This is a genomic window from Magnetospirillum moscoviense, assembly GCF_001650635.1.
Taxonomy (GTDB): domain Bacteria; phylum Pseudomonadota; class Alphaproteobacteria; order Rhodospirillales; family Magnetospirillaceae; genus Magnetospirillum; species Magnetospirillum moscoviense.
In genome coordinates this window covers 1-13,800 of the sequence record NZ_LWQU01000177.1, presented here as the reverse complement: position 1 = coordinate 13,800, position 13,800 = coordinate 1, and the positions used below count along the sequence as shown (strand labels likewise).

Genomic DNA, 13,800 nt, shown 5'->3' with positions numbered 1-13,800 from the left:
GCCACCAACGAGACGCTGCGCACCATCGCCGCCGATCCCAAGCATCTCGGCGCCGAGCTCGGTTTCGTCGCCGTGCTGCACACCTGGGGGCAGGCGCTACAGCACCATCCCCATCTCCACTGCGTGGTGCCGGCAGGCGGCCTGTCAGCGCAGCCGAGCAGATGCTGCGCGGCTTGGAGCCACGCTCCGTAAATGCTCTCGTTCTCAATGGGCTTCATTCGCGGCTACTCCGCCTATCGAACCGATCCACAACAACCGTTTTTCCAGATAGCTGATGGAAAGCCAGGCGTGTCCATTCAGTCCCCAGCCGGCACCCCAGCTATTCCTCACGAGAACATGCAGATCGCCCTCCGGGGAATACGCGGTCCCGACCCCGACCACCGCATGCCGGTGAGGTGTATCGGAATCGCCCGCGTGGATCCGCAGACGGCCTGCCGTGTCGTAAGCCGATACCAAGATCGTCCGCGCACCGAAGACGGAGAGTGCCCGGACGGCCGCATCGGGCCGCAACTGCGTCTCGTGGGACGACACTGAGTGGAAGAACACCGGCGCAGGTGCAGCTTTGCTACCCGCTTCGAACGTTGCTGGCCGGGGGAGGAGGTGTGGGCGCGGGGGCGCTATGCTGGAGATTCGCTTCTTTAGAAGCTCGATGGCGGGATGGTTCGGGTCTCCGTTCCATCCAATAAGGTCAACTCGCTGACGCCCGCCAAATCCGAGTGGAGGATCAACGTCCTCAATTAGAACCGGAACCAATGGCACTTTTCGCTTCCTGGCGAACTCGGCCTCGTCAATAACGTCTTCGTCCGAACGAGACACGCGGCACCAGACTGGGATGATGCACTTCGCCTGCGCAAGTTGCCGTTCGATTTCACCACGGTAATCGCCCTCAGTGATCTTGTCGTCCCACCATACGGACCATTGAGGCGATAGGATCTCATCAAGAGCCTCAACGATCTTTCGACGTGGCGAGGCATAGATAATGCAGAGGTCGGCCATTCCGAGGTGCCCGCAACCGGTAATCATAGGCAAGAGTATGTCATCTAATGGTACTTGCGCCAAGGTTGATTGGCTTGCCGAGTTGCGACGCAGCCTCAAGACCGCTTTTTTTCGCGCAAGGCACCACTGCACGCCGAGGCACGCCTAATTGTTGATCTCTGTTCCGCGATGACAGAGACTGGCATTGCCGTTTTGCCATACTGCGCGGACATGATTTTCTAATCTGAGCTGCAGACGGAAAGCACAGGGGCGACTGAATTTCGGCGTGGAGGTCGCAAGGTGTCACTGACCGATTGTTTCAAAGGCTTGATGGATGATGCTCTTGAAGAGGTCATGACATCATCCCCAAAGCGTTCCATCTGTTCGAGGGTCAAAAGAGTCACCGGACCGGTGCCAATGGGGAGATCCTCCAGCTTCCAGTCCGGCCGAATCGTGGCGGGAATCATCACCTCCCCGTCGTCGGGCAAAGGCATCTCCGCGAAGATGAGCTCCCACCTCTTCAGCAAATTCTCCTCGATCATCGCTCCGTTCAGGTCCATATCGCTCATGGCATCCTCCAAACAGGAATTGCAGTTCATTCGTTCCCGGCATTCCCATCGCGCTGCCCAGACTCGAGAACGCCGCCTCAGCTCACGCCGCTGTTTTCATAGTACGCACTCTCAAAAGTATGCACAAAACAACATTTATCTTCTAGCACGTCAGTGACTCATAGTCTGTAGACCGATAGGCAACATCTGCGGTTGCCTGATTGGGTGGATATTCGAAAGCAGATTGGACTGAACATTCAGCGCATAAGGCGCGAAAAGGGCTGGTCTCAGGAGCAGCTCGCCTTCGAGGCTGGCCTGCACCGGACCTACGTGAGCGGCGTCGAGAGAGGCGTGCGAAACCCGACGGTGCTGATTGTTCAGCAGCTGGCGGATGCTCTCGCCGTGCCGCCTGATCGGCTACTGAGAGCCAAGATCTCTGCCAATGAGTAGCTTCCAGCTATACACCGTTATTGTCTACGATCTGCCATTTCATAAGGCAGAATGCTTTGGCCCCGTCAGGTCGCAAACCCCGCAGGAAGCACTGATCGGCGCGTTACAATTTCTTGATCCACTAATTATCGGCGATATTCAGCCGGTTATCGCGCTGCAGATCAAAGAGACAGAGGTTCATTTGTGCCAAGATATTCCGCAGCAAAGCGAGATGCCGTCGCCAGCACAAGCACAACAATTCACGGTAATTGGATACAATATCAAAAGAGAGGAGACAGTTGTTCACTATATAGAAGCAACACATTGGTGGGTTGCCGGCATTTACTGGCGCCGCGACATCTTCCAGAACAACAATGACTTTCATTTTGTTGCCGCCATCCAAGGACTTGTTCCAGTGACAATGGATTGTACATGGCAAGGCCTAACCATCGGACCGAGATCTAGTGATGGTGTAGATATTGGCCGACATTTTCGTTTCGCCATGCGATTGAAGGCACGTTACCCCGATGCGGTGGAAACCATTAACAAAGATGGCAGCGCCTATCTCGCGACTTCAACTGGGCGGCTGGGACCGCGAATTCGAAAAGGGAAAGGCTGGGTGAACCCGCGGACGAAGCAATGATATTCAGCGCCTGGAAGTCACCGATCTTGTGCCGCTGGATGATGGCAGTTACGCATGGCAATCTCGGGCCGGAGCTATCTACTTTAACGTCTCCTCGACGACCTTGGGGTTGCGCTCCAACATCGCCAGCAGCACGCGGGCAGGCCCTTCTGGAGTACGGCGGCCCTGTTCCCAATTGCGCAAGGTTGCCGGCGACACGCCGATGCGGCGCGAGAAGGCAGCCTGGGACAGGCCGGTCCGGCGGCGGATGGCCGATACGTTCACCTGGGCAGGAATGTGAAGCGCCAGGTCAGGAACTATCTCGCCCTTGGCGTGAGCGAGAGCCTCGCTTAGGCCCTGCATGATCCGGTCGGCTGCGTTGTCCATCATTCTTGTCCTTTCCGCCAGTACTGGCCGATGGCCGTGGTTAGCGCCTTGAAACCAGTGATCTCGGCAGCCGTGAAGTTGGCCCGATCACCCTTGCTCAACAGCGCCAGCAGATAGACCGGCGCGTGCGGGGTGATATAGGCCAGCATCACCCGGTAGCCGCCACTCTTGCCCTTGCCTCGACCAGCCACCCTGATCTTGCGCACTCCGCCTGACCCGCGAATCTCGACGCCCTGTCGGGGATCGCCTGCGACCGAATCGACGATGGCCTTACGCTCATCCTCGGTCAGGCCAGCGGCAGCGCAATCCTTGAGGTATTGGGGCGTCTCTGCGACGGCATGAAGCGGTGTGCTCATGATTATTTTATACGCCATTGGCGTAATTGCGTCAATGGCGTACAGCAGTAGACTTTGATGGCCGCCATCATCCCAGCCGCCCTCCAAGCCGATCCGCCCTCAAATGCGTATACCGTGTCAGCATCTCCGGCCGCAGGTGACCGCTGATGGCCATGATCTCGTTGTCGCGGAGATCAGTCCGCTCGAACAGACGGCTGACCGCTTCGTGGCGCAAATCGTGCCAGCGCAAGTCAGGGAAGCCTTCCTCTTTGACCACGTCTCGCCAAGCGTGCCCGAAGGCTCTGGGGGTCTCGACCGGAAACACCGCGCGCTTGCCTAGCACCGTCACGTTCTTTGGCAGGAGATCACGGAATTGGTAGGGGCCGCGCTGGTCGATCGTCGCCATTTCCGCCTCCGGAATCACAGATGGGGCGGACACAATGGACCACCCTTGGACCACATAGCTTGGTCCAATCTGGTCCAAAAATTCAAGGGTGATTCACGGTTGCGAGGCCGAAAGCCGCAGAATGCTTGGAGCGGGTGAAGGGACGCACGAAACTAACCATCCGCCGAATCGTGACCAAGTGATCACGATGCGGGGATATTGTGGCTGCAACACGTTGGGGTCAAGCATTACGTGAGGTTCGAGCCCACGGACCCGAGATCATAAGGCGACTGGAAGTTGGCGAATCCCTTCGTCAAATCTGGATTGACCTTCATGGCAGCGGACAAGTCACAGTAGTTCTGAGCAAGTTCTACAAACAGGTTAACGAAACCTTACTTGCCAAGATCGTAAAGCCAACGCCGGCAGGTCGCGACCTTGCCGCCGCTGCCCACCGCCTCATGCCCGTGATTGCTTCGGCCAAACGCGAATGCGCGGAGCTGTCGGCTGCCCCTGTGGTGGCCGGCCCAACTGCGCAGTTCGTCCACAGCAACCGTCCCGACGAGGACAACTGGTAAGTGGGAGCATCATCATGAACGTTGAATTCATCCTTCAGGGCAAGGGCGGGGTCGGCAAATCGCTGATCGCCTCTTTGCTGGCGCAGCATTTCACCAGGCAGGGCTCGACGCCTTTGTGCATCGATACCGACCCGGTCAACGCCACCTTCTCGGGCTACAAGGCGTTCCAGGTCGAGACCCTTCACATCATGGAAGGGGACGACATCAATCCCCGCACCTTCGACCAGCTGATCGAGCGGATCATGACCGCCGATCAGGGGCGGATGGTCATCGACAACGGCGCCTCGACCTTCGTTCCCTTGTGTTCCTACCTGCTGCAGAACGACGTGGTCGGCCTGCTGACCGAGGCCGGCCATTCGATCCGCCTGCACACGGTGATCACCGGTGGCCAGGCCTTGCCCGATACCGTCGAAGGCTTCTCGTCGCTGGCCCGGAACATCGCCGGCGCCCCGATCGTCTGCTGGATCAACGAATATTTCGGCAAGCCCGTTCGGGACGGCAAGAGCTTTGAGGACAGCAAGGTCTACGACAAGAACAAGGGCCGGGTCGAAGCCCTGGTGACGATCCCGGCGGTCAAGCCGGAAACCTTCGGTCACGACATGAACAAGATGCTGACCCGGCGCGAGACCTTCGCCGAGGTCGAGGTCAGCACCGACTATTCCGTCATGGAACGCCAGCGCCTGCGGATGATGGCCCGCACGCTGTTCGGCAACCTGGCCAAGGCCAACCTGTGATGGGCGAGCCGATCTTCGACCCGGACACCGGGGAGATCATCGAGACCGGCGGCGGCAAGCCCCCGGCGCCGATGGCCATGAGCCTGGACGAAGCCCGCGCCCTGCTGGTGCGCGAGCATGGCGTCGCCATTTCCTCCAACGATCCGATCCTGATGCTGGTCACCCTGCACCAGGGGATGGTGCGCGACTACGAGGTGATGCTGCGCCGGCACGACGACGCCATCCGGGGCTTCCTGGGTGCGACCGGCGAGGCCTGCGCCGAAGCGGTCGAGAACATCCTGGCCAGCCTCAAGGACAAGACCGTCAAGGCGTCCCTCGACCAGGCGTTCGCCCTGGTCGAACGCCAGGCACAGGCGATGGACCGGATGGACCGCACCCTGCGCCGGCACCGCCTGATCCATTCCCTTCTGACCCTTCTGTCGCTGGTCGGCTGCGGCCTGGCCATCGCCATCCTGTTCACCATCGTTCGATAGGACATCCATCATGAGCAACAACCGCGTCACCTTTTCCGCTGCCCTGGCGCTGTGCGCCTTGGTGGCGTTGCCGGCCATCGCCGCCGACGCCGACTGGGTCCAGCCCGTCAACGAAGGCGTCAAATCCCTGACCGCGTCGCTGGTGGCCATCGCCGGCGGCGTCATCGGCATCTGCATCGTCGGCTACGCCATCTGGGGGGCGGTCAAGCAGCGCCTCGAAATGCAGCAGTTCGTCACCCTGTTCATCTGCGGCCTGCTGGTCGGTGTCGGCCCTGCCGCGATCACCTGGTGGATCGGCCTGTTCGGGAAGGGCTAAGGCGATGAAGGCGCGGTCGGTCGTGTTCACCCATACCCAGCATCCGGTGGCCATCTTCGGCATGCCGCCGATCCTGGCCATCCTCAGCGTGGCGGCGGGCGCCGTCGCATTCCTGGTCACGATCCTGGTTGGGGCGGTCCCGATCTCGATGATCGTCCTGGTGCTGGTGACGGGTCCCTTGCTGGTGAAGGCCCATAGCAAGGGGCAGGCCGACCGCCATATCGAAACCGTCTTCCTGACAGCGTTGGCCTTTTGGGGTCTTTCTTCCCGCCGATGGCTGCTGACCGGGGCGTTCCCCAAACGCTCCCACGGGGGCCGCTCATGAGCCTGTGGCCGCTCGCGATCGGCATGGGAAGCGCCGCCGTGGCCGCCGGTACCTTGATGGTGCCGGCGGCCCGGCGGTTCGCCTTCGGCTCGGTGGAATTGGACTGGCTGGGCAACGAGCTGGAACTGGACCGCATCGAGCCGGACGGCTTCACCGTCAAGACCAAGTCGGGCTCGGTGATGCGGGGCTGGCGCATCGGCGGCATGGCCTATGACACCAAGCCGGAACTGGAACAGGCGGCGCTGCACCAGGGCCGCTCCGACTTCATCCATTACTGCGCCGCGCGCTCGGTGGTGCCCCGGTTCTTCGGGGTCAAGCGCCGGCAGGAATCGGTCTATCCCGCCACCTGGCCGTCGCCGGCCCTGGCCGAGATTGGTGAGGCCGAAGCCGAACGCTACCGCAATGCCTGGGCGCTGCGCTGGTTCATGACGCTGAAGGCGTCGTCGCTTCACCAGTTGGAGGAAGCCGACGAAAAGGTGGGCGCCATCCTGGGCCGCTATCAGCCGGTGCGCCTGACCCGGCCGGCCGACCCGTTGGCGGACTGTCCGCTGACCGGCTTCCTGAACTTCCTGGTCTGCGGCGATCTGCGTGACGATCTGCGCGCCGTGTCCTCCAACATCTCGGCCAACCTGCAGGCGGCAAGCCCGGTGTTCGACAAGGAAACCGGCCTGTTCACCGTCCATCTGCCGGCGCCATGGCTGCACCGGACCATTGCCATCCACGAATGGCCCGATCTGGTCTCCGGTCACCTGCTGCACGAGCTGATGGCGGTGGAAGGCGAGATCGAGGTGTCGCAGGTCTGCGTGCCGCTCGGTCAGAAAATCGAAGCCCTGCTGCTGACGCGGGGCGCCAACAATCCGTTCGCGTCGGAACAGGCGATCGTCGAATGCCGTGCCGCCGGCGATCTGCTGGCCGAAGGCAAGACCTCGCGGCTGGCCACCCAGGCGGCGATCACTATGCGGGCGCGCAGCCTGGACGAGATCGAGAAGCTGACCGCCACCATCGCCCGCATCCTGGGCAACCGCCGCGTCACCTATTCGGTCCAGACCAAGGAAACCCCGGTGATGTGGTTCAACCGGCTGCCCGACCGGGAAAAGCTGGCTCGGCCGCTGAAGCTGTTCGCCGAGAACGTGGCGGCGATCTGGCCGTTCGAAAGTGCACCCGTAGGTCTGACCGAATCGCAATACGGCAAGGGGCCGGTGCGCAGCTTCACCACCGGCAGCGGTCAGCCCTATGCCTTCCAGTTCCAGTGCCGGGTTGCCGAGAAGGCGCTGGGCAACTTCCTGGTGGCGGCACCCGCTGGCGTCGGCAAGACCAGTCTGATGATGCACCTGCTGGGCGGCCTGGCGAAGTTCGAGCGGGTGCGGTCCTTCATCTTCGATTCCAAGGAGGGGGCGCGCTACATCTGCGAGGCCCTGGGCGGCCTTTACCAGCCGTTCGACAAGCTGGCGCTGAACCCGCTGGACACCGAGGACACCCCGATCAACCGGCAGCGGTTGACCCTGCTGATCCGCTCGATGCTGGGCGATGCCGGCCAGGCCGACGGAATCGAGACGATCCTGAGCCACGTCGTGGAAACCGCTTTCCAATTGCCGGTCGAGGCTAGGACGTTCAACGAAATCTATCCCCTGACCTTCCCCAGGCTGTCGGAGGCCAGAACCACCTTCGCCCGCTGGGTGACCGACGACAGGGAACGGGCCGGGCTTTACGCCAACACCTTCAACGCCGCTCGCGACAGTCTGTCCGGCCTGCTGGACCAGTCCTTCATGACCGGCATCAACATGAACGAGGCCCTGGACGATCCGGTCCTGGGGCCGCCGGTGGTGGCCCATATCGCCAGCGCCATCGAACGCCTGGCCCGCGAAGGCCGGACCAAGGGCTTCGCCATCTTCATCGACGAGGCGGCCAAGCTGCTGCGCAATCCGGCCTTCTGCGACCTGGCCGCCGAAATGTACCGCGAATACCGCAAATTCGGCGGCGCCGTCGGCATGGCCTTCCAGGACCCCGGCGCCCTGCACAAGTCGGGGATCGCCGACGCGGTGATCGAAAACACCGCCTCGTTCTTTTTCTTCCCGAACCCCCAGGGCAATCCCGAGGCCTACGAGCCGTTCAACCTCAACGACGAACAGAAGGCCTTCATCTTCGGCGCGACCGAGGGCCGCAAGGTCCTGCTGGTCAAGCGCGAAGCCGCCGTCGGTTTCGAGGAATCGGTGATCCTGGACGTGGACCTGGCGCCGCTGGGCAAACCCTTGCGCTTCTACCGATCCGGCCCCGACGCCGTCCGCGATCTGTTGGCCATCCAAGCGAAGTGGGGGGACCAATGGCCCGCAAATATCTAACCAGAACAACATGGGCCTATGCCAAGGCCGTTCTGTTGGTGGCCAGCGACTGGGCCTTCGGGTCGGCGCTGGGATATCTCGCCCTGACGCTGTTCTGGAGCGGCCATCTCGGCCGGGGCGAAACCGGGGCACTGGGCGTGGCGGCGGCGATCTACACGCTGAGCCGCATCACGGCGTTGGCGATGGTCATCTCTGGGCGGACAGCCGCAGCGGCGCCCTCGTCGTGCGGGTGCAACCTTCCGCCTGAGCCCGTGCCGTCGAGTCCTGTTGAAGCTGCGTCAGAACCGTCAGCGCCGTCCGCCCCAGGGCCGGATACCACCACAAGCCAAGAAGCAGGCCGGCCATGAGCAGCAACAGCGACCGCCCGGCTTTTCCGATCGGCGCCGGTACGAAGGCGACACCGGCAATCAAGCCGAACGGCACGCCGGCTATGCCGACCACGATCATCGCCCCCGCCGCCACCGTGTTGCTCCACCACATCATGCCGAGCAAGGCGGTGATCACGGACGTCAAGGCCGTGGCGAAACTCAGCATCATGAAGACGATCAGGAACGTAGTTCCGGCGGTCGATGGGTTGGTGTTCGCGCTCTCCGGGGTCATCCTCGTCTTCTCCACGGTCATCTTCGGTGGTGTCTGGGCCTGCTTAATCGCTCTTTCAGTGGAATACCAGTCCTGGGCCGCCCTTAACCTTGCCGTCGTGCCGGCCATGCTGGCGACCGGCTTCGGCCTGGCGGTTCCCGCCCGTCTGCTTTGGGAGGGCGGCCGATGATCCGTCGCGGCCCCCGTCTGAAGCACATCCTTCTTGCCGTCGTCGGCCTGGTCGTCGCCGTGCCGGTGGCCAACGCCACCTATGCGGTGCTGGACAGCGCGGCAGTGGCCAAGCTGGTCGAGCAGATCAAGGAGATGAAGGCGCAATACGCCGCTGAGTTGGAGCAACTGGGGGAACTCAAGCAGTCGGTCTCGTTCCTCAACGACATCAGCGGCATGACCAAAGAGGTCCAGGACGCGATGGGCAAGGTGGGGTCGATGACGCTGCCGATCCCCAACCTGCAGAAGCTGTCGGCGCAGACCAAAAGCGACCTGCGCTGCCTGATGCCGGAAAGCGGCCTGAAGTGGGGCATCAAGACCGAGGACCTGAACCTCGGCTCGATCTGCGAGACCTCGGCCAAGTATCGCCAGGCGTTGTTCTTCGACGGGCAAGCCGCCAAGGGGATGACCTTCTTCGAACAGGATAAGGTCAGGAAGGAAACCAGCCAGCGCCGAACCGCCCTGCTGGAGGACACCGCCGCCCGCTCGTTGGCTCAGGCCGACATCCAGTTGAAGCAGGCCGACGAGTTGAACAACGCCGCCGACCAACTGCAGACCGATCTGAACTCGGCCCAGACGATGCAGGACCGGGCGCACGTCCAGGCACAGATCGGCATTGCCCAGACCCGCGCCATGGCTCGCCAGACCCAATTGCTGGCGCAACTGCTGAAGCTGCAGACGGCGACGGCCATCAAGGCCGGTCTGCCGGCCGACAAGATCAAGGAAATCATGGAAGGAGAGGAAGGGAAATGACCGCCTTAGCCCAGCAGCTTGTCCCGAATGTACCTGGCGCCATGCCGGGCCAGCGGGTCTTCGTAGTGCTTGTCCAGGATCATCGCCTCGGCCGCGTGGGAGCCACCGATCGGGCCGCTGGATTTAGCTTCTGGCCGGTGTCTGTTCTGCCGACGGGGCGGGCTGTCGCCGCCTGCTCGGCTTCTTGCCAGCCTAGCAATGATCGCGGTTCCTATGCCAGCCACCAATGCATAGACGACAAAGTAACTGACGATAGCCCAGCCGAACCCAAGCGCTTTGTATGTATTCGCGACGAACGCCACTCCAAACACGAAAAAACCAAGTGGGGTGGTCGCGAACCAAACAAGGGCGACAATTCCAGCAATGAAAGACAGCGCCTCGATGCCGAATTTCTTTGCCATCGCAATGGATTGATCCATGTAGCCGGGCGCAGAGCTGGCCTCTCCCGCCAATGCCGGCGCGACGGTCAGAAGGATCAACAGCATGGCTAGCGGCAAGGACCTGGCCACGACGTGCTGGACCTGCGCGCCGCTGGAAAAATATGTCGGTCTGACCAAGGATTTCGCCGATCGCCTGGGCGAATCGCTCCAAGAACCGATGCTCATACTCTTCGCCTCTTTGGGTGGATTATGGGTTGTCGTGACCGCAATCCGTTTCTCCCTAAAGATGACGGACTGGCCGGGGATTATCAAGGATTTCGCCTTCATCACCATCACCGGCGTCCTGCTTGGCGCCAAGTCCACTGGCCTGATTTCCTACATCTATTCCACCGCCATTTCGCTGATGGCCGGAACCTCGGCGTCGATCTTCGCGCTCGCTGGCGATGTCCCGGCCAGTACGGGGTATAGCGGCATGACCGCCCTGGCCGCCAACGGTGAAAAGGCGATCGCCAAGGTGATCCAGGCGGTTGGGGCGATCTGGGCGGCAGGTTCCGCCTTCGAGATCGCCAATTACGCCTACGGGGCCATCCTTGGCCTGCCCTACTTCCTTCTGATCGTCGCCTATGCCAGCCAGGTGGTGGTGGCGATCTTCCGAGCCACCATGATTGGGGTGTTCGGCCCCTTCCTGTTCATGGCCTTCGCCTTCAATTGGGGCCGGGGCATGGCGCAAAGCGGGGCCAAGACCTTGCTGGCATCGGTGCTGGTGCTGTTCGCCAGTACCGCCTCGCTGTCGCTGACGATCTTCGGGGTCAATTCGCTGACCCTGAACCCAGCCCAACTGACCGGCGGCAACCTCAACGACTTCGCCTCGATCACCAACCCGGAATTCCTGGTGATCATGTTTCTCGGCTGGACCGGAACGGCGCTGCTGGCAGAAGGCACCTCGATCGCCAACTCCATCGCCGGCACGGCGCTGACCAATATGGCGGCTGGCATCCTGACGGCAGGTGCGTCGGGGAGCGCGCTTTTTGGTCTCAAGAAGGCCGGTAGCGCAGTGGGAGCAATGAACCCATTAAGTGCCGGCGGCAAAATCCAGGATGTTGCGGACTGGGCAGGTCACCAAGCGAGCGGTTGGCAAACCGCCGCCAACCTCGTGGACAAATTCAAGAACATCAACAAGCCGGGCGGCGGGAAGTGACCCCGCCGTCTTGGGCTGTCTTACGACAGGAGAGAGGGATGAAAACACTGATGCATGGGTTTTGGGTGGCCCTGTTTGTCGCGGTAGTGGTCTGCGGCTTTTACGGCCAGGGCATTTACTGGTTCTGGCGAACCCGCCCTGAAGAAGCCTTCCCGGCACTGGCGTTCCTGTTCGCAATGACCTGGTGGTTCGCGATTGCCGTCAGTCTGATCGGGCAGGCTGGTTTCGATCTCGGCGGCCTCGTCGATCGGCTGCGGTTCAAGTTTGGCCGGAAGCCGGGTTTCGACGCTGCTGGCGCAGTCGCCCGAGATAGGGAAATCCATCAAGCCGGTCTTCAATCCTTGAAAGAACTGCGTCGTGAGCAGTCTGGCAAAGTGTCCGGTGAGCCGACCGTGGGAGGTTTTCAATGAACGCCTCGTTGGCCAAAATGATTTCAGCCACCTGGGGCTTCGCCAAGGCGTCGGTCTTGGTCAACTGCACCAGCAACTCGCCGAACATGAAGGCAAGCGCCTTCGCGGCGTCCAGCGCCCCATCGTCTGCATCCACTTCGCCCTCCATCAGTCTTGGAACCCGGACGATAGCACATCGTCATTTACCCGCCGTCACCACCTCAGCGCGTCTTTCCATAATCGCCGGCCTTCTGGTGCTGACCCTATCGGCCTGCGGCAGCAACCGGGAAATTCAGCGGGACGGGACCGGCACGGATGAGCTGCTGAAAAGCCCGTGCGTGTGCCTGCCGCTGCCGTACAGCCCGCCGACGTTCAAGTGGGGCGTCGGCTGATGAAGCGCCTTCTTTCCGTCGTCAAACGGTTCCTGACCGGCCGGCGCCGGCGCCGCAAGGTCCGGCCGGTCGAGCCAGGTCCGGCCATCGTCGATCACAGCGCGACGCGGGCGGCCGATCCTTATGCCTTCGAAGCGGCGCACCGCCGCCTGGCCTGGATGCTGCGGCTGGTGTCGATGATCTGCGTCGGTGAGTTCGTGGCGATCATGGTGCTGGTCTCGGCGATCTCCGAGCTGGTGCCGCTGCAGAAGGTGCAGATGGGCCTGGTCCGCATCGAAGAGCGCGACAGCCGCTCCGTGCCGGTCGATCCGGCCTCGCTGGTCCGGGTGCTGCCGATCACCAGGGAAACGCCCGGCTTCGACCTGATGATGGAAGCCTTCGTGCGTCGTTATGCCCGCGTGCTGTTGGAGATCGACGGCGTCAGCCAGGGCGAGCGGATGCGCGAAGCCAACATCCATTCCGATTCCGACTGGTGGAAGCGCTTCACCACCGAACGCAAGGCGGAGATCGACAAGGCGATCGACAGCGGCTTGACCCGATCCATCGTGGTCGAGAGCGCCGATCGCATTTCGATGCGGGACAACATCGGCAAGTACGCCGTCGATTTCGTCCAGATCGACAAACGCGGCGGCAAGGAGGTCGAGACCCGCAAGGTCCGCGCCTACCTGGCTGTCACCTCGCGCCCGCATACCGTCCGTGAATCCGAGAAATTCGAGAACCCCTTGGGGCTGCGCGTCCTTGATGTCGCCCTCAAGGAAAGGGGGAATTCATGATCGCCGTCGTCGCTGCCGTTGCCGCCCTGCTCGGCACTTTCGCCATGTCCGCCGAAGCCCAGACGCCGTTCACCGGCAAAGGGCAGGTGCCGACCACCCCACCGCCGAAGGCCAGCACGCCGATCCCGCCGGCAGGGCCGACGCAGGTTGCGCCGGCACAACCAGGACCGGCACAGCAGCCGAGGCCCGATCAGGCCAGGCCGGAACCGCCGAAGCCGATGCCGGCGCCGCCCATGAAGGTGTCGGCCGACATGAAGCAGCAGGCGGAATTTCAGGCCGAAGGGGTGTTTCCCGAACTGGTGCGGCCGGCCGGCGGCGGCCAGGTCCAGGACGCCTGGAACGATTCGAAGCCCAATCAGGGCGTCCATGTCCAGCGGATGTGCGAGGACTGCGTCTACAAGGTCCGCACCCGCGAATTCATGACCACCACCGTGATCCTGCCCGAAGATGCGGTGATCAACAGCGCCGATCCCGGCGACAATGTGGGGTTCCAGGTCGCGCTGAAGGCCAAGAACAAGCTGGCCATCCGCCCGACCGGCTGGGGCATGGACACCAACATCAACGTCTATACCAAGTCCGGCGCGATCTATCCCATCTATGTCCGATCGGAAACGGTCAACTCGATGAACGTGCCCGACCTGGTCGTCAAGATCGTCGGCCGCGAG

21 protein-coding genes and 1 pseudogene are annotated in these 13,800 nt (G+C 62.1%); 16 read left to right on the top strand and 6 right to left on the bottom strand.

The window, feature by feature from the left end:
• Positions 1 to 171 (top strand): annotated as a pseudogene (locus A6A05_RS20345) (transposase); the annotation flags it as partial.
• Positions 172 to 204: 33 nt separating this feature from the next.
• On the opposite strand, the gene A6A05_RS17025 reads toward A6A05_RS20345, so the two are convergent.
• Both A6A05_RS17025 and A6A05_RS17020 read right to left on the bottom strand, forming a co-directional pair.
• The gene (locus A6A05_RS17025; protein ID WP_068503901.1) at positions 205 to 996 is read right to left on the bottom strand and encodes a toll/interleukin-1 receptor domain-containing protein; all 792 of its coding nucleotides are present in this window, start codon (positions 994 to 996) and stop codon (positions 205 to 207) included.
• A gap of 218 nt (positions 997 to 1,214) precedes the next feature.
• On the bottom strand, positions 1,215 to 1,544 hold the full coding sequence (locus A6A05_RS17020; protein ID WP_068503900.1) for a hypothetical protein: 330 nt from the start codon (positions 1,542 to 1,544) through the stop codon (positions 1,215 to 1,217).
• Between the two features lie 192 nt (positions 1,545 to 1,736).
• Here A6A05_RS17020 and A6A05_RS17015 point away from each other — a divergent pair, with 192 nt between their 5' ends.
• Together A6A05_RS17015 and A6A05_RS21035 are read left to right on the top strand one after the other, a co-directional pair.
• The gene (locus A6A05_RS17015; protein WP_342670032.1) at positions 1,737 to 1,973 is read left to right on the top strand and encodes a helix-turn-helix domain-containing protein; all 237 of its coding nucleotides are present in this window, start codon (positions 1,737 to 1,739) and stop codon (positions 1,971 to 1,973) included.
• On the top strand, positions 1,966 to 2,595 hold the full coding sequence (locus tag A6A05_RS21035) for a hypothetical protein (RefSeq protein ID WP_156521119.1): 630 nt from the start codon (positions 1,966 to 1,968) through the stop codon (positions 2,593 to 2,595). Before A6A05_RS17015 ends, A6A05_RS21035 begins: the two co-directional genes overlap by 8 nt.
• Positions 2,596 to 2,673: 78 nt before the next feature.
• On the opposite strand, the gene A6A05_RS17010 is transcribed toward A6A05_RS21035, so the two are convergent.
• The 3 genes from A6A05_RS17010 to A6A05_RS17000 all read right to left on the bottom strand — a co-directional run bounded on the left by A6A05_RS17010 (position 2,674) and on the right by A6A05_RS17000 (position 3,702).
• Positions 2,674 to 2,964 carry a helix-turn-helix domain-containing protein gene (locus A6A05_RS17010; RefSeq protein WP_245644341.1) on the bottom strand — a complete coding sequence of 97 codons (291 nt, stop codon included), beginning with the start codon at positions 2,962 to 2,964 and terminating at the stop codon, positions 2,674 to 2,676.
• Positions 2,961 to 3,317: a type II toxin-antitoxin system RelE/ParE family toxin gene (locus tag A6A05_RS17005; protein WP_082911037.1), complete on the bottom strand. Its 357-nt coding sequence runs from the start codon at positions 3,315 to 3,317 to the stop codon at positions 2,961 to 2,963. Before A6A05_RS17005 ends, A6A05_RS17010 begins: the two co-directional genes overlap by 4 nt.
• 67 nt (positions 3,318 to 3,384) lie before the next feature.
• Complete coding sequence (locus A6A05_RS17000) at positions 3,385 to 3,702, bottom strand: tyrosine-type recombinase/integrase (RefSeq protein ID WP_068503893.1); 318 nt, start codon at positions 3,700 to 3,702, stop codon at positions 3,385 to 3,387.
• A 200-nt stretch (positions 3,703 to 3,902) separates the two neighbouring features.
• On the opposite strand from A6A05_RS17000, the gene A6A05_RS21030 reads away from it, so the two are divergent.
• From A6A05_RS21030 to A6A05_RS16960, 8 genes are all read left to right on the top strand, one after another.
• Positions 3,903 to 4,256: a hypothetical protein gene (locus A6A05_RS21030; protein WP_156521118.1), complete on the top strand. Its 354-nt coding sequence runs from the start codon at positions 3,903 to 3,905 to the stop codon at positions 4,254 to 4,256.
• A gap of 14 nt (positions 4,257 to 4,270) precedes the next feature.
• Positions 4,271 to 4,990, top strand: a complete 720-nt coding sequence (locus A6A05_RS16995) for a nucleotide-binding protein (RefSeq protein ID WP_068503891.1) — start codon at positions 4,271 to 4,273, stop codon at positions 4,988 to 4,990.
• Positions 4,990 to 5,463 carry a hypothetical protein gene (locus A6A05_RS16990; RefSeq protein ID WP_068503888.1) on the top strand — a complete coding sequence of 158 codons (474 nt, stop codon included), beginning with the start codon at positions 4,990 to 4,992 and terminating at the stop codon, positions 5,461 to 5,463. The genes A6A05_RS16995 and A6A05_RS16990 overlap by 1 nt, the downstream gene beginning before the upstream one ends.
• 10 nt (positions 5,464 to 5,473) lie before the next feature.
• Positions 5,474 to 5,779, top strand: a complete 306-nt coding sequence (locus A6A05_RS16985) for a TrbC/VirB2 family protein (RefSeq protein ID WP_068503886.1) — start codon at positions 5,474 to 5,476, stop codon at positions 5,777 to 5,779.
• Positions 5,780 to 5,783: 4 nt separating this feature from the next.
• Positions 5,784 to 6,104 carry a hypothetical protein gene (locus A6A05_RS16980; protein WP_068503884.1) on the top strand — a complete coding sequence of 107 codons (321 nt, stop codon included), beginning with the start codon at positions 5,784 to 5,786 and terminating at the stop codon, positions 6,102 to 6,104.
• The gene (locus A6A05_RS16975) at positions 6,101 to 8,443 is read left to right on the top strand and encodes a VirB4 family type IV secretion system protein (RefSeq protein ID WP_245644340.1); all 2,343 of its coding nucleotides are present in this window, start codon (positions 6,101 to 6,103) and stop codon (positions 8,441 to 8,443) included. Before A6A05_RS16980 ends, A6A05_RS16975 begins: the two co-directional genes overlap by 4 nt.
• A 343-nt stretch (positions 8,444 to 8,786) precedes the next feature.
• Complete coding sequence (locus A6A05_RS16965) at positions 8,787 to 9,212, top strand: hypothetical protein (protein WP_156521117.1); 426 nt, start codon at positions 8,787 to 8,789, stop codon at positions 9,210 to 9,212.
• Positions 9,209 to 10,003: a hypothetical protein gene (locus A6A05_RS16960; protein WP_068503879.1), complete on the top strand. Its 795-nt coding sequence runs from the start codon at positions 9,209 to 9,211 to the stop codon at positions 10,001 to 10,003. Before A6A05_RS16965 ends, A6A05_RS16960 begins: the two co-directional genes overlap by 4 nt.
• Before the next feature lie 5 nt (positions 10,004 to 10,008).
• On the opposite strand, the gene A6A05_RS16955 is transcribed toward A6A05_RS16960, so the two are convergent.
• Positions 10,009 to 10,488 (bottom strand): hypothetical protein, encoded by a 480-nt coding sequence (locus A6A05_RS16955; RefSeq protein ID WP_156521116.1) that lies wholly within the window; start codon positions 10,486 to 10,488, stop codon positions 10,009 to 10,011.
• Here A6A05_RS16955 and A6A05_RS16950 point away from each other — a divergent pair.
• The 5 genes from A6A05_RS16950 to A6A05_RS16930 form a co-directional block, all read left to right on the top strand.
• A complete protein-coding gene (locus A6A05_RS16950; protein ID WP_068503876.1) occupies positions 10,487 to 11,581 on the top strand; it encodes a hypothetical protein in 1,095 nt (364 codons plus the stop codon). The genes A6A05_RS16955 and A6A05_RS16950 overlap by 2 nt on opposite strands.
• Before the next feature lie 38 nt (positions 11,582 to 11,619).
• Complete coding sequence (locus A6A05_RS16945) at positions 11,620 to 11,991, top strand: hypothetical protein (RefSeq protein ID WP_068503874.1); 372 nt, start codon at positions 11,620 to 11,622, stop codon at positions 11,989 to 11,991.
• Complete coding sequence (locus A6A05_RS16940) at positions 11,988 to 12,362, top strand: hypothetical protein (RefSeq protein WP_156521115.1); 375 nt, start codon at positions 11,988 to 11,990, stop codon at positions 12,360 to 12,362. The genes A6A05_RS16945 and A6A05_RS16940 overlap by 4 nt, the downstream gene beginning before the upstream one ends.
• Positions 12,362 to 13,135, top strand: a complete 774-nt coding sequence (locus tag A6A05_RS16935; RefSeq protein WP_068503870.1) for a VirB8/TrbF family protein — start codon at positions 12,362 to 12,364, stop codon at positions 13,133 to 13,135. Before A6A05_RS16940 ends, A6A05_RS16935 begins: the two co-directional genes overlap by 1 nt.
• A partial coding sequence (locus A6A05_RS16930) for a TrbG/VirB9 family P-type conjugative transfer protein (protein ID WP_172822306.1) occupies positions 13,132 to 13,800 on the top strand: 669 nt, incomplete at its 3' end. The genes A6A05_RS16935 and A6A05_RS16930, both read left to right, overlap by 4 nt.

What these genes read in the sequence shown, in the direction of transcription:
- A6A05_RS17025 (WP_068503901.1), bottom strand. Translation starts at nt 996, where the DNA reads ATGGCCGACCTCTGCATTATCTATGCCTCGCCACGTCGAAAGATCGTT.
- A6A05_RS16975 (WP_245644340.1), top strand. Translation starts at nt 6,101, where the DNA reads ATGAGCCTGTGGCCGCTCGCGATCGGCATGGGAAGCGCCGCCGTGGCC.
- A6A05_RS16935 (WP_068503870.1), top strand. Translation starts at nt 12,362, where the DNA reads ATGAAGCGCCTTCTTTCCGTCGTCAAACGGTTCCTGACCGGCCGGCGC.
- A6A05_RS17010 (WP_245644341.1), bottom strand. Translation starts at nt 2,964, where the DNA reads ATGATGGACAACGCAGCCGACCGGATCATGCAGGGCCTAAGCGAGGCT.
- A6A05_RS16945 (WP_068503874.1), top strand. Translation starts at nt 11,620, where the DNA reads ATGAAAACACTGATGCATGGGTTTTGGGTGGCCCTGTTTGTCGCGGTA.
- A6A05_RS16965 (WP_156521117.1), top strand. Translation starts at nt 8,787, where the DNA reads ATGAGCAGCAACAGCGACCGCCCGGCTTTTCCGATCGGCGCCGGTACG.
- A6A05_RS17020 (WP_068503900.1), bottom strand. Translation starts at nt 1,544, where the DNA reads ATGAGCGATATGGACCTGAACGGAGCGATGATCGAGGAGAATTTGCTG.
- A6A05_RS16955 (WP_156521116.1), bottom strand. Translation starts at nt 10,488, where the DNA reads ATGCTGTTGATCCTTCTGACCGTCGCGCCGGCATTGGCGGGAGAGGCC.
- A6A05_RS16960 (WP_068503879.1), top strand. Translation starts at nt 9,209, where the DNA reads ATGATCCGTCGCGGCCCCCGTCTGAAGCACATCCTTCTTGCCGTCGTC.
- A6A05_RS21035 (WP_156521119.1), top strand. Translation starts at nt 1,966, where the DNA reads ATGAGTAGCTTCCAGCTATACACCGTTATTGTCTACGATCTGCCATTT.
- A6A05_RS16950 (WP_068503876.1), top strand. Translation starts at nt 10,487, where the DNA reads ATGGCTAGCGGCAAGGACCTGGCCACGACGTGCTGGACCTGCGCGCCG.
- A6A05_RS16940 (WP_156521115.1), top strand. Translation starts at nt 11,988, where the DNA reads ATGAACGCCTCGTTGGCCAAAATGATTTCAGCCACCTGGGGCTTCGCC.
- A6A05_RS17000 (WP_068503893.1), bottom strand. Translation starts at nt 3,702, where the DNA reads ATGGCGACGATCGACCAGCGCGGCCCCTACCAATTCCGTGATCTCCTG.
- A6A05_RS17005 (WP_082911037.1), bottom strand. Translation starts at nt 3,317, where the DNA reads ATGAGCACACCGCTTCATGCCGTCGCAGAGACGCCCCAATACCTCAAG.
- A6A05_RS16980 (WP_068503884.1), top strand. Translation starts at nt 5,784, where the DNA reads ATGAAGGCGCGGTCGGTCGTGTTCACCCATACCCAGCATCCGGTGGCC.
- A6A05_RS16990 (WP_068503888.1), top strand. Translation starts at nt 4,990, where the DNA reads ATGGGCGAGCCGATCTTCGACCCGGACACCGGGGAGATCATCGAGACC.
- A6A05_RS16985 (WP_068503886.1), top strand. Translation starts at nt 5,474, where the DNA reads ATGAGCAACAACCGCGTCACCTTTTCCGCTGCCCTGGCGCTGTGCGCC.
- A6A05_RS16995 (WP_068503891.1), top strand. Translation starts at nt 4,271, where the DNA reads ATGAACGTTGAATTCATCCTTCAGGGCAAGGGCGGGGTCGGCAAATCG.